This is a genomic window from Streptomyces sp. NPDC041968 (assembly GCF_055589025.1).
In genome coordinates, this window is sequence record NZ_JBVJCB010000001.1 from 988,698 (window position 1) to 1,001,905 (window position 13,208).

The 13,208-nt window shown below is 72.6% G+C and carries 9 protein-coding genes; 3 read left to right on the forward strand and 6 right to left on the reverse strand.

The window, feature by feature from the left end; genetic code table 11:
• The 4 genes from ACZ6EG_RS04445 to ACZ6EG_RS04460 all read right to left on the reverse strand — a co-directional run bounded on the left by ACZ6EG_RS04445 (position 1) and on the right by ACZ6EG_RS04460 (position 6,856).
• On the reverse strand, positions 1-1,425 hold the full coding sequence (locus tag ACZ6EG_RS04445; protein WP_469601416.1) for a S28 family serine protease: 1,425 nt from the start codon (positions 1,423-1,425) through the stop codon (positions 1-3).
• 105 nt (positions 1,426-1,530) lie between these two features.
• The gene (locus ACZ6EG_RS04450) at positions 1,531-1,923 is read right to left on the reverse strand and encodes a hypothetical protein (RefSeq protein WP_469601419.1); all 393 of its coding nucleotides are present in this window, start codon (positions 1,921-1,923) and stop codon (positions 1,531-1,533) included.
• An 86-nt stretch (positions 1,924-2,009) separates the two neighbouring features.
• Positions 2,010-5,750, reverse strand: coding sequence for an ABC transporter ATP-binding protein (locus ACZ6EG_RS04455; protein WP_391968089.1), 3,741 nt, complete (start codon positions 5,748-5,750; stop codon positions 2,010-2,012).
• A gap of 113 nt (positions 5,751-5,863) precedes the next feature.
• Positions 5,864-6,856, reverse strand: a complete 993-nt coding sequence (locus ACZ6EG_RS04460; RefSeq protein ID WP_469601423.1) for an esterase-like activity of phytase family protein — start codon at positions 6,854-6,856, stop codon at positions 5,864-5,866.
• A gap of 90 nt (positions 6,857-6,946) precedes the next feature.
• Between ACZ6EG_RS04460 and ACZ6EG_RS04465 the strand changes: the two genes are divergently transcribed.
• The 3 genes from ACZ6EG_RS04465 (at position 6,947) to ACZ6EG_RS04475 (ending at position 10,522) form a co-directional block, all read left to right on the forward strand.
• Entirely contained in the window at positions 6,947-7,312 is a 366-nt protein-coding gene (locus ACZ6EG_RS04465; RefSeq protein WP_391968091.1) for a hypothetical protein, read from the forward strand.
• 78 nt (positions 7,313-7,390) lie between these two features.
• A complete protein-coding gene (locus ACZ6EG_RS04470) occupies positions 7,391-9,541 on the forward strand; it encodes an ArnT family glycosyltransferase (protein ID WP_469601426.1) in 2,151 nt (716 codons plus the stop codon).
• 147 nt (positions 9,542-9,688) lie between these two features.
• The gene (locus ACZ6EG_RS04475; RefSeq protein ID WP_469601429.1) at positions 9,689-10,522 is read left to right on the forward strand and encodes an endonuclease I family protein; all 834 of its coding nucleotides are present in this window, start codon (positions 9,689-9,691) and stop codon (positions 10,520-10,522) included.
• 16 nt (positions 10,523-10,538) lie between these two features.
• Here the strand turns inward: ACZ6EG_RS04475 and ACZ6EG_RS04480 are convergent, their stop codons facing one another.
• Positions 10,539-12,224 (reverse strand): thiamine pyrophosphate-binding protein, encoded by a 1,686-nt coding sequence (locus tag ACZ6EG_RS04480; RefSeq protein WP_469601432.1) that lies wholly within the window; start codon positions 12,222-12,224, stop codon positions 10,539-10,541.
• Positions 12,221-13,192, reverse strand: a complete 972-nt coding sequence (gene speB / locus ACZ6EG_RS04485) for an agmatinase (RefSeq protein ID WP_469601435.1) — start codon at positions 13,190-13,192, stop codon at positions 12,221-12,223. Before speB ends, ACZ6EG_RS04480 begins: the two co-directional genes overlap by 4 nt.
• Positions 13,193-13,208 lie beyond the last annotated feature (16 nt).

The window sequence follows — 13,208 nt, forward strand, 5'->3', positions numbered from 1 at the left end:
CTACGGGCGCAGCGCGGGCTCGCGCTGCACGTCCCGCTTGTCCAGCCTGGCGTCGAACGTCGCCAGCGGCGCGGCCGCCGACGGGTCGGTCCGCACCTCGGCGGAGGCGACGCCGGCCCAGTCCAGGATGCGGGCCGTGGCGAGGGCCTTCTCCTCGGGCACCAGGCCCGCGACGTTGGCGCCGTGGTTCATGCCGGGCGCGGTGAGCACGTAGGAGTCACGCGCGCCGTGTCCGAGGCGGAAGGGCTCGGCGCCCCAGGGGTCGTTCTCGCCGTAGACGAAGAGCATCCGGCGGGCGTTGTGCTTCACCCAGGTGTCGACGTCCCGCATCGCCCACGGTTCGAACTCCATCGGGATCGACCGGGGCACGAAGTTGCGCGGCGGCTGGTAACCGTAGCGGATGTACTTCTTCTCGATGTGCGGGAAGTGGATCGTCGGCGCGCCCAGCTGGGTGCCCGCCTGGTAGTAGTACGGCGTGTACGGGGCCAGGCCCTGGTCCGTGTAGAAGGAGAAGCCGGAGATCGTGTCGACGGAGGTCCAGATCTCGTGGTCGCTGGCGTTCTTCGCGTCGGCCGGGATGTCGGCGCAGTCCTTCAGGGTGCTGTACTGCCAGAAGCCCCACACGTAGTCGAGGACGACGGCCTCGTAGGCGCGGTCCAGGCTGCCGATGGTGTCGAAGGTGTAGCCGTTCTCGGCCGCGTACGCCTCGTACTTCTCCTTGAGCGGCGTCCTGCGTACCAGTGCCTCGCGCTGCACGCCGTTCAGCCGGTCGCGGCACTCCTCGGTGCCGACCCGGGCGAAGAAGCGGTCGTAGGCCCTGTCCTCGCGGTTCACCACGTCGTTGGGGGCGACGTAGGCGACGACGCCGTCCATGTCGCGCGGGTAGAAGCGCTCGTAGTAGGTGGCGGTCATGCCGCCCTTGGAGCCACCGGTGGAGAGCCAGTTCTTCGAGTAGAGCGGCTTGAGCGCCTTGAAGATGCGGTGCTGGTCGCTGGCCGCCTGCCAGATGTCCAGCTTGGACCAGTCGGCCGGCTCGGGCCGGGACGGGGTGAAGTAGCGGTACTCCATGGAGACCTGGTTGCCGTCCACGATCTGGGTCGGCTCGCGGCGGCTGGGCGTCGTGGAGACGCTGTAGCCGCCGGTGTAGAAGACCGTGGGGCGGCTCACGTCCTTGTGCAGCACGGTGATCCGCTGCTGGAACGTGCCCTTGGACGGCCGCCGGTGGTCGACCGGCTGCGTGTAGTTGAGGACGAAGAAGCGGTAGCCGGTGTACGGCTTCTCCTCGATCAGGCTCATGCCCGGTATGGACAGCAGCCGGTCCTTGATGTCGACGGCCTTCGGCTCGGCGGCGGTGGCCGCGCTCGCCGTGCTGACGGTACCTATGAGCACCACGAGCGCCAGCAGCCATCTGAGCGCCTTGCGCATGCACCCTCCCTGTGAAACAGATGTGCGCCGGAAGCTATCGGAGCAAGTCACCCGCGCACCAGGGGAGATGAGGAAATGGCCGCCACGGACCGGGGCAGCGCCGGGTCAGCAGAGGATCCAGCCGGAGCTGACCGACCCCCTCGCCACCGCGCCCCTCACCCACACGCAGCGCTTCCCGGCGTGCACGGTGACCGGTCCGGCCCGGTAGGCGTACCGCCCCGAGTCGACGACCGGTCGGCCGCCGCGTGCCTGCACGCTGACGGACATCTGCCGCTTCTTGCCCGGCTTCGCGGGGACGGTGACGGCACAGACGTAGCCGCCGCGTTTGTAGACGAGGACCGATCCGGTGGAGAACGGCAGGGTGCGCACCTTGCGGCCCGGGCACGCCGCGGCGGCCTCCGCCTTCCCGGGCGCCCCGACGGCGAGCAGCCCGGCCGCGGTCAGCACGGCCGTCCCCAGTGCCAGCCGCCGGCGCAGGGCGGCACCCCTCTGGCCCACTGCGGAACCCTCCGTCCCCGCCGTACGGCGATCACTGACGTACGGGTGTACGGACGCTCGCCGCCTGTCGAATGGTTGCGCGGGTGTCAGCGCCGCGCGCCGACCGGCTCCTCGGGTTCGGCCGCTCCGACGAAGGTCCGCCACAGTCGCGCGTACCGTCCGCCGAGCGCCAGCAGTTCGTCGTGGGTGCCGTCCTCGGCGACCCGCCCGGCGTCCATGACGACGACCCGGTCCGCGCGGGCGGCCGTGGTCAGCCGGTGGGCGACGACGAGCGTCGTACGCCGGCCCGCGATGCGGTCGGTGGCCTGGTTGACCTGTGCCTCCGTGGCCAGGTCCAGGGCGGCCGTCGCCTCGTCGAGGAGCAGGACGTCGGGATCGACCAGTTCGGCGCGGGCCAGCGCGATCAGCTGCCGCTGCCCGGCGGAGAGGTTGCGGCCCCGCTCGGCGACCTCGTGGAGGTATCCGCCCTGGAGCCCGGCGATCATCTCGTGCGCGCCCACCGCCCGCGCCGCGGCCTCCACCTCGGCGTCGGTGGCGTCCTGGCGGCCGTAGGCGATGGCGTCCCGCACGGTGCCGGGGAAGAGGTACGCCTCCTGCGGGACGACGCCGAGCCGGTGCCGGTAGGCGGTGAGGTCGAGGTCGCGCAGGTCCCGGCCGTCGACGGTGACCCGCCCGCCCGTGGGGTCGTAGAACCGGGCCACCAGCTTGACCAGCGTCGACTTGCCCGCGCCGGTCTCGCCGACGAACGCGACGGTCTGTCCGGCGGGGATGCGCAGGTCGACGCCGGTGAGCGCCGCCTCGGCCCCGTCGGCACCGCCGTACGAGAAGTGCACGTCCTCGAAGGCGATCTCCCCGCGCAGCGACGTGACGTCCGACGGCTTCTCGGGCGCCCGGGTGGAGGTCGGCTCCCGCAGCAGTTCCTGGATGCGGCCGAGGGAGACGGACGCCTGCTGGTAGCCGTCGAAGACCTGGGAGAGCTGCTGGACGGGGGCGAAGAACAGGTCGATGTACAGCAGGTACGCCACCAGCGCACCGGTCGACAGCGTCGCCGTGTCGATCCGTCCGCCGCCGACGACCAGCACGGCGACGACGGCGGCCGAGGACAGCAGCTGCACGAACGGGAAGTAGATCGAGATCAGCCACTGGCCCCTGATGCGGGCCTGCCGGTAGCTGTCGCTGCGCTCGGCGAAGCGTCGTCCGCCGTCGTGCTCGCGCCGGAAGGCCTGCACGATCCGCAGCCCCGCCACCGACTCCTGGAGGTCGGCGTTGACCGTGGACACCCGCTCGCGGGCCAGCTCGTACGCCTTCACGCTGGCCTTGCGGAAGAAGTAGGTGGCGATGATCAGGGGCGGCAGCGTCGCGAACACGACGAACGCCAGCTGCACGTCGATCACCAGCAGGGCGACCATGATGCCGAAGAAGGTGACGATCGAGACGAAGGCGGTGACGAGTCCCGTCTGCAGGAACGTCGACAGCGCGTCGACGTCCGTGGTCATGCGGGTCATGATCCGCCCGGTCAGCTCCCGTTCGTAGTAGTCGAGGCCGAGCCGCTGGAGCTGGGCGAAGATCTTCAGCCGGAGCGAGTACAGGATCCGCTCCCCCGTCCGGCCGGTCATCCTGATCTCGCCGGTCTGCGCGGTCCACTGGGCGAACACGGCGAGCAGCCCCAGCAGCGAGACCGCCCAGACCGCGCCGAGGGCGGCCTGCGTGACGCCCTCGTCGATGCCGTGCCGGATCAGCACCGGCAGCAGCAGCCCCATGCCGGCGTCCACGGCGACCAGGGCGAGGCTGATCAGCAGCGGGGTGCGGAAACCGCGCAGCAGGCGGCGCAGGCCGTACGACTCCTCCGGCTGCACGGCCCGCGCCTCGTCGATGTCGGGAGTGCCGTCGGCCGGGGGCAGCGCGTCGACCTGGGCGAGCAGCTCCGGGGTGGCCGGGGTGCCCGCGAGGGCGGTGTCCTTCGGCGTGCGGTCGCCGGTCCACAGCCGTGGGGTGACCCCGCGCTCGGCGTCGAACTCGGCGTCCAGCTCCTCCCGTACCGACGTGTCCTCGGCGGGTGCCGCGGGCCGGGCGTGCCCCGGCGACACCCCGCCCAGCTCGTCGGGGTCGGTCAGCAGGCGCCGGTAGAGGGCGGAGCGCTCCTGGAGTTCCTCGTGGGTGCCGAGGTCGGCGAGACGGCCGCGGTCGAGGACGGCGATGCGGTCGGCGAGGCCGAGAGTGGAGCGGCGGTGGGCGATGAGGAGCGTGGTGCGGCCCCGCATGACCTCCTTGAGCGCCTCGTGGATCTCGTGCTCGACGCGGGCGTCCACAGCGGAGGTGGCGTCGTCGAGGACCAGCAGCCGGGGGTCGGTGAGGATCGCGCGGGCGAGCGCGACGCGCTGGCGCTGGCCGCCCGAGAGGGTCAGGCCGTGTTCGCCGACGGTGGTGCCGTAGCCGTCGGGCAGGTCGGTGATGAATCCGTGGGCCTGCGCGGCCCGGGCGGCGGCCTCGATCTCCTCGTCGGTGGCGTCCGGGCGGCCGTACGCGATGTTGGCGCGCACGGTGTCCGAGAAGAGGAAGGAGTCCTCGGGCACGAGCCCGATGGCGGCCCGCAGCGAGTCGAGGGTCAGCTCGCGCACGTCGTGCCCGCCGACGAGGACGGCGCCGCGGCTCACGTCGTAGAAGCGTGGCAGGAGCAGGGAGACCGTGGACTTGCCGGAACCGGAGGAGCCGACGACGGCGAGCGTCTCACCGGGCCGGATCTCGAAGGAGAGGCCGTCGAGGACGGGGGTGTCCTCCCCGGTGGCCGCCGCGTAGCCGAAGGACACGTCGTCGAACTCGACGGTCGCCGGCGCGTCGGCGGGCAGGTCCCGGGTGCCGTCCTCGATCGAGGGCTCGGTGTCGATCAGCTCCAGGACGCGTTCGGTGCCGGCGCGGGCCTGCTGGCCGACGGTGAGGACCATGGCCAGCATGCGGACCGGGCCGACGAGCTGGGCGAGGTAGGTGGAGAAGGCGACGAAGGTGCCGAGTGTGATGTGTCCGCGGACGGCCAGCCAGCCGCCGAGGGCGAGCATGGCGACCTGCCCGAGGGCGGGGACGGCCTGCAGGGCGGGGGTGTAGGTGGCGTTCAGCCGGATCGTCCGCAGCCGCCCCGCGAAGAGTCTGCGTCCGACCTCCCTGATCTTTCCGGTCTCCTGTTCCTCCTGCCCGAAGCCCTTCACCACGCGGACGCCGCTGACCGAACCGTCGACCACGCCCGCGACCGCGGCGGCCTGCGCCTGGGCGTACCAGGTGGCGGGGTGCAGGCGGGTGCGGCTGCGGCGGGCGATGAACCACAGCGCCGGGGCCACGGCGAGGGCGACGAGCGTGAGCGGCGGGGACAGCCACGCCATGATGACCAGGGAGATCAGGAAGAGCAGGACGTTCCCGATGGTCATCGGGAGCATGAACAGCAGGCTCTGGATCAGCTGGAGGTCGCTGGTCGCCCGCCCGACCACCTGCCCCGTGGACAGTTCGTCCTGCCGCCGCCCGTCCAGCCGGGTGATCGTCCCGTACATGTCGGTGCGCAGGTCGTGCTGGACGTCGAGGGCGAGCCGGCCGCCGTAGTAGCGGCGGATGTAGGTGAGGACGTAGACGACGACCGCGGCGCCGATCAGGAGACCCGCCCAGAGGGCCATGTCCCTGGACTTGTCGCCGATCACGTCGTCGATGATCACCTTGGTGATCAGGGGCACCAGGGCCATGACGGCCATGCCGCCCAGCGAGGCGCCGAGGGCGAGGACGACGTCCTTGGGATAGCGCCAGGCGTACGCCGCCAGTCGTCGTGCCCATCCCCGTTGCGCGTCCACGCCGTGCCCTCCGGTCGGTCGTCCTGCTCACCTGATCTACCGGAAGGCACCAACGCGGGCGAGCGGGGATTTCATCCCGCCGCGACAGAGGGGATTGCATCCCGCCGCACCATTCAGACCCGGACCCGGAGCCTGAGGAAGCGGGTGGTCTGTGCGGCGCTCTGGTTGTCGTCGCTGACGATCAGGACGTCCAGGCGGCTCCCCGTCCGACCGGTGACGGTCATCCCCTCGAAGTTGTCGAGGAGCGGGTTGGGCTGGGGCTGCCGGGCGGTGGCGCCGAGGGACGGGCAGTGGACCAGGTCGGCGAGGAGGGTCTTGCCGAGGGTCGTGCCGCGCGGCTCGGCCAGGTAGAGGCGGACGGTGTTGCCGACGCCGGCGGTGAAGCCGCGTTCGAGGACGAGCAGGCGCCCGTCCGGGGTCGCGGTGGTCTCGGAGACGCCGAGGCCGGTGTCGGTGCGGTACGTGTACGGGGCGCCGAGCCGGAAGTCGCCGCGCCCCGTCCGCTGCCAGGTCTGGAAGCGGACCAGGTCGGCGGGATCGCCGGCGAGCGGGTACTCCATGGAGGCGAGCAGGGTCCGTCCGCCGGGGAGGAGCGTCAGCCCTTCGAAGCTGCCGTTGGCCCGCGCGCCGCCCGCCGGGGCGGTCCGCAGGCCGTCCGGCACGGGGAGACGGCCGAGGATCTCGCCGGTGCGGGAGTGGCGCCGTACGGACGGCTCGGTCTCGGAGGAGACGAGGTAGGTGCCGTCGCGGTCGACGACGAGTCCCTCGGAGTCGAGCGCGGCCCCGTTCTCGTCGGCGAGCGGGGTCACGTCCCGCGGCTCCAGGGTGCGCGCGTCCAGCCGGAACAGGGAGGACCTGTCGGAGAGGGCGGCGACGGCACCGCGCCGGTCCCCGGCCAGGGCGGACAGGTTGCCGACGTAGGCGCCGTCGTGCGTGGTCTTGTCCAGGGTGTCCGCGTAGCCGGTGAGGGAGACGGCGGGTGAGCAGGCGTTCCCCGGCGGCCGTTCCCGCGCCGCGGTGGCCGGTGCGGCGGCGGTCAGACAGCCGGCCGCCGCGAGGCTCGCGGTGAGGGTGGCGAGGGCGGTGCGGAGGGTTCTCGGACGCATGGGCGTCACGTTAGGGCGCCGGGATGGCCGGAAGTCGGCCGATTCCTGAAGAGCAGGGTTCGAGGGAGGTGCCATGGCAAGTAATGAGCCATGGCAGAAGAGCGGGAGAGCGCACACAAGCGGGCCGGCCGGCTGTACGCGACGTTGCGGATGCTGAAGTACCTCGGCGGGGCGGAAGGCAGCAGGCCCGGCGAGGGGGACGAGTTCGGCGGGAAGGACAGCCCGCTCATGCGCGTCCGCCGGCTGAGGACCAACCCCTTCACCGACCTGCTGGCCGCCCACCACAGAGGGCGACACGCGGAGGCCGCGGGTGAGCTGTTCGCCGCCGTTCCCGGCCTGCTGCCGTCCTTCACCGCGCTCGACACCGGGATCAACGAGGAGCAGCAGGCGGAGTTCACGGACGGTCACCGCGCCCAGGTGGCCGAGATGAGGAAGTCCTTCCCCGGCCTCTTCTGAGCGTGGGACGGCGGTATCCACAGCTCACCCCCAGGCCGGCCACAGCCCGCGCCCAACGCCGGTGGACACGGTGGCGTGGTGACATCTGCCACCGCTGCCCCGCACGCGGCCCACGAGCCGCCGCCCGTACCGACCCCCGCTCGCCGCGCACCGCGCTGGTCCCTGCCGGCCCTGTCGGTGATCCTCGCCCTCGCGGCGGGGCTGTACTCCTGGAACCTGTCCGCATCCGGCCTGAACAGCTTCTACAGCGCCGCCGTGCTCAGCGGCACCGAGAGCTGGAAGGCGTGGTTCTTCGGTTCGCTGGACGCGGGGAACTTCCTGACCGTGGACAAGCCGCCCTTCGCCCTGATGGTCATGGGGCTGTCCTGCCGCCTGTTCGGGTACGGGACCTGGCAGATGATGCTGCCGCTGATCCTGGCCGCGCTGGCGACGATCTGGATCCTCCACACCTGTGTGCGGCGGGTGTGGGGCCACGGTGCGGCGGCGGTCGCCGCGCTGGTGCTGGCGCTGACCCCGATCACGGTCGCCATCAACCGGGACAACAACCCGGACACGCTGCTGGTGTTCCTGATGGTGGGCGGGGCGGCCCTCGGTCTGCGCGCGGTCCGCGGCGGACGGCTGCTGCCCCTGCTGGGCGCGGCGGCCTGCTTCGGGTTCGCGTTCCACACGAAGATGCTCCAGGGCTACATCGCGCTGCCGGCGGTCTTCGTCGTGTACCTGTACGCGACGGACCTCGGCTGGACGAAGCGGATCAGGAACCTGCTCCTCGCGGCGGTCGCCCTGGCCGTCTCCAGTTTCTGGTGGGCGGCGGCGGTGTCCCTGGTGCCCGTCTCCGAGCGGCCGTACATCGGCGGTTCGACGGACGGCACGGCCTGGGACCTGATCACGGGCTACAACGGGCTCGGCCGGATCCTCGGCGGTGACGGCAACATGGGCGGTGGAGGAGGCGGCGGAGGCGGCGGCTTCTCGGGCGCCGCGGGCATCGGACGGATGTTCAACGACGTCCTCGGCGGCCAGATCTCCTGGCTGCTCCCCTTCGCCGGTGTCGCACTCGTCGGCGGCCTGGCGCTGTGCGGCCGGGCCCCCCGCACCGACCTCACCCGCGCCGCGCTGGTGCTGTGGGGCGGCTGGACGGTTCTGCACTACCTGACCTTCGCCCTGGCCGAGGGCACCATGCACCCGTACTACACGACGGCGCTCGCACCGGGCATCGCGGCGCTGTGCGGGGGTGGCGGTGCCATGCTGCTGCGCGCCTTGCGGACCGACCGGCGGTGGGCGTGGGTCCTGCCCCTCGCCCTCGGTGTCACCGGCGTCTGGGCCGTCGTACTGCTGCGCCGCGCCTCCGGCTGGAACACCTGGCTGTGGCCGACGATCGCGGTGGTCATGGCGCTGGCGATCGCGGGGCTGCTGGTCTCCCGTTCGGGGCGCCGGCTACGGCTGCTGGCGGTGTCCGTGGCCGCGGCGGTCGTCGCCGGGGTCGCCGGCCCGGCGGCGTACGCCTGGTCGGTACCGGCCGGCTCGGGCGGCGGCATGGGCGGCACCAACCCGACCGCGGGCCCGTCGACGGGCGGCGGCACGGGCGGCGCGGGCGGAGGGGGCGGCCGTGCGGGCGCCTTCCCCGGCGGAGGCGGCGAGGGGGCGGGCGGGCAGCGGCGGGACGGCCGGAACGGCTCGGCCGACGGCTCCCTCCCGGGCAGCGGCCAGGCACCCGACGGCACCGACGCGGCCGACGCCGCACCCCCGAACGGCACACCCCCGCAGGGTGGCGCCCCGACCACCGGCGACGGCTCGGGTACGGGTGCCAACGGTCCCGGCGAAGGCGGCATGGGCGGCGGCACGGGCGGCGCGAGCGCCGAGCTGGTCGCCTACCTGAAGAAGCACCGGGACGGCGCCAAGTGGCTCCTCGCGGTGTCCGGTTCGCAGAGCGCCGCGCAGCTCATCCTCGGCAGCGGCGAGCCGGTCATCTCGATGTGGGGCTGGTCCGGCAGCGACCGGGCGATGACCCTCGACCGCCTCAAGGACCTGGTGGGGAAGGGCGAGTTGCACTACGTCCAGGTCGGCGGCCAGGGCATGGGCGGCGGTACGGGCGGCGGCTCCGGGATCAGCTCCGAAGTGACCGAGTGGGTGCAGGAGCACGGTACGGCCGTAGAGGCGAGCGAGTACGGCTCGACGTCCTCGGCCGGGAACACGTCGGGCCTCTACCGCGTGGACCCGTCGGACCTGAGCTGACGCACGCGAGAGACGCATGTCGGGCCCCGGCCGTGACGGCCGGGGCCCTCGTCACGCAATCGCCACGCACCGTCCACCCGGCCTCCAACATGTCCATGCCACGCTCGTCCCACCGCTCCACTCCACCCGCGTAGATCGGACACCCCCATGCTCGCGATACGCACACGGCGCCGGAAAGCGGTCGCCCTCGCCACGGCCGCCGTCCTCGCCGGCCTCGCCGCCCCGTCCCTGGCCGCGACCCCGGCCACGGCCTCCGCCACGAACCCGCCCGCAACCGCGGCCGCCACCGCGGACTACGACCCGGCGTACTACGAGGACGCGGCCGGCAAGACGGGCAGCGCCCTCGAGTCCGCACTCCACACCATCATCAGCGACCAGACGAAGCTCTCGTACGCGGCGGTCTGGGACGCGCTGAAGGTCACCGACCAGGACCCGGCCGACAGCGGCAAGGTGATCCTGCTCTACTCCGGCATCTCCCGCGCCAAGTCGCTGAACGGCGGCGACACCGGCGACTGGAACCGCGAGCACGTGTGGGCCAAGTCCCACGGCGACTTCGGGACCTCGACCGGCCCCGGCACCGACCTGCACCACCTGCGCCCCGAGGACGTCCGGGTCAACAGCGTGCGGGACAACAAGGACTTCGACAACGGCGGCAGCGGCTTCACGGACGCCGGCGGCAGCCTCACCGACGCCGACTCCTTCGAGCCCCGCGACGCCGTCAAGGGCGACGTGGCCCGCATGATCTTCTACATGGCGGTGCGCTACGAGGGCGGCGAGGGCTTCGCCGACCTGGAGGTCAACGGCAGCGTCGACAACGGCAGCGACCCGTACATGGGCAGGCTCGACGTGCTGAAGGAGTGGAACGACCAGGACCCGCCGGACGCCTTCGAGGAGCGCCGCAACCAGGTCATCCACGACTCCTACCAGCACAACCGCAACCCGTTCATCGACCACCCGGAGTGGGTGGAGGCGATCTGGTGAGCCCCCCGGGCCGCGCTCAGTCCAGGTGCGTCGGCGCGAACATCCGCAGCACGGCCGGGAGGACGACCACCGACGGCCCCGGTGAGGCCAGCGCCTTCGCGAGGTCCGCCTCCAGGGTCCGCGCGGACGTGCGTACGCCCGGCACGCCGAACGACTCCGCCAGGGCCACGTAGTCGGGCCGGGTCAGCTCCGTCGCCGTGGGCTGACCGAAGGCGTCGGTCATGTACTCGCGCAGGATGCCGTAGCCCCCGTCGTCGACGATCAGCCAGGTGACGTTCAGGTCGTACTGGCGGGCGGTGGCCAGTTCGGCGATGGAGTACAGGGCGCCTCCGTCGCCGGAGACCGCCAGCACCGGACGGGTGGGGTCGGCCGCGGCGGCGCCCAGTGCCGCCGGGAAGCCGTAGCCGAGGCCGCCCGCGCCCTGCGCCGAGTGCATGGTGTTGGGCGCCCCGGCGTCGAAGGCGGACCACGCCCAGTAGGCGAGGATGGTCATGTCCCAGAAGGACGGCGCGCCGGACGGCAGGGCTGCCCGGACGGCCGCCAGGACGTCCTGCTCCAGGGTGAGTTCCTGGGCGGCGATGCGTTCGCGGACCCGGTCCAGGACGTCCCTCACGCGCTCCGGGGCGACCGGGTCGGTGCGCTCCTCCACCGTCTCCAGCAGCGCCTGGAGGGCGAGGCGGGCGTCGGCGTGGATGCCGAGGGCCGGGTGGTTGGACTCCAGTTTGCCGAGGTCGGCCTCGATCTGGATCACCCGGCCGCGGGGCGTGAACGTGTGGTAGTTCGAGGAGAGTTCGCCGAGGCCCGACCCGACGACGAGCAGGACGTCCGCGTCCTCCAGGAAGTCGGTCGTGTGGCGGTCCTCCAGCCAGGACTGGAGAGACAGGGGGTGCGTCCAGGGGAAGGCGCCCTTGCCGCCGAAGGTGGTGACGACGGGGGCCTGGAGGCGTTCCGCGAGCTGCCGGAGCTTCTTCGAGGCGTCCGCCCGGACCACTCCCCCGCCCGCGATGATCGCGGGGCGCTCGGCGCGGGAGAGCAGGTCGGCCGCGACCGCCGTCAGTTCGGGGCGCGGGGGCAGTTCCTCGGGGAAGGTGTCGCCGCCGGTCACGACCGGGATCGGCGTCTCGGCCAGGAGGACGTCCTGCGGGATCTCCACCCACACCGGGCCGTGCGGGACGGTCAGCGCGGACGTCCACGCCTCCGCGATCGCCGACGGGATCTGCGACTGGGTGCGGACCGTGTGGACGGACTTCACCACGCCCCGGAAGGACGCCGACTGGTCGGGGAGCTCGTGCAGGTAGCCGTGGCGGCCCCCGCCCAGACCCGCCGTGGGGATCTGGCTGCTGATCGCCAGGACGGGCGCGGAGGCCGCCCGCGCCTCCTGGAGCGCGGCCAGCGAGGTGAGCGCGCCGGGCCCGGTGGACAGCAGCAGCGGGGCCGCCTCGCCGGTGATCCGGCCGTAGGCGTCCGCCGCGAAACCGGCGTTGTTCTCCACCCGCAGGCCGATGTAGCGCAGGTCCGAGCGGCGCAGCGCGTCGAACATGCCGAGGGCGTGCTGGCCGGGCAGGCCGAAGACGGTGGTCGCGCCGAGCCCGGCCAGGGTCTCCACGACCAGGTCTCCGCCGTTGCGGCCGCCGGGAGGATTCAGCGCGGCCTCCGTCTGGGCGGCGGTCGGACGGAGTACCAGGTCGTGGTCGTGGGTCACTGCGCTGCCTTCTCCTGGGCGATCTGGCGGGACATGATCGTGGTCAGTTCGTACGCGGTGTGCGAGGCCGCGACGGAGGTGATCTCGGCGTGGTCGTAGGCCGGGGCGACCTCGACGACGTCGGCCGACACCAGGTTGCAGGATGCCAGGCCGCGCAGGATCTCCAGCAGCTCGCGGGAGGTCATGCCGCCGGCCTCGGGGGTGCCGGTGCCGGGCGCGTGGGCGGGGTCCAGGCAGTCGATGTCGATGGAGATGTACAGCGGGCGGTCGCCGATGCGCTGGCGCAGCTGGTCGGCGACCTCGTCGGCGCCCCGGCGGTAGACGTCCGCGGAGGTGACGATGCCGAAGCCCATCTTCTCGTCGTCGGTGAGGTCCTGCTTGCCGTACAGCGGGCCGCGGGTGCCGACGTGGGAGAGGGCGGAGGTGTCGAGGATGCCCTCCTCGACGGCGCGGCGGAACGGGGTGCCGTGGGTGTACTCCGCGCCGAAGTACGTGTCCCAGGTGTCCAGGTGGGCGTCGAAGTGCAGCAGGGCGACCGGGCCGTGCTTCTTGGCGACCGAGCGGAGCAGCGGGAGGGCGATGGTGTGGTCGCCGCCGAGGGTCATCAGGCGGGCGCCGGTGCCGAGGAGGTCGTCGGCGGCGGCCTCGACGGTCTCCACGGCCTCGTTGATGTTGAACGGGTTCACGGCTATGTCGCCGCCGTCCGCGACCTGGGCGAGGGCGAAGGGGGAGGCGTCCTGCGCCGGGTTGTACGGGCGCAGCAGGCGGGAGGCCTCGCGGATGGCGTTGCCGCCGAAGCGGGCCCCGGGCCGGTACGAGACGCCCGAGTCGAACGGCACGCCCACCACGGCGACGTCGGCCGTGCCGACCTCGTCCAGCCGGGGCAGCCGGGCGAAGGTCGCGGGTCCGGCGTACCGCGGGACGCGGGAGGAGTCGACGGGGCCGCGGGGCGTCACGTTGCTGCTCATGTACTGCCTTCCTTCT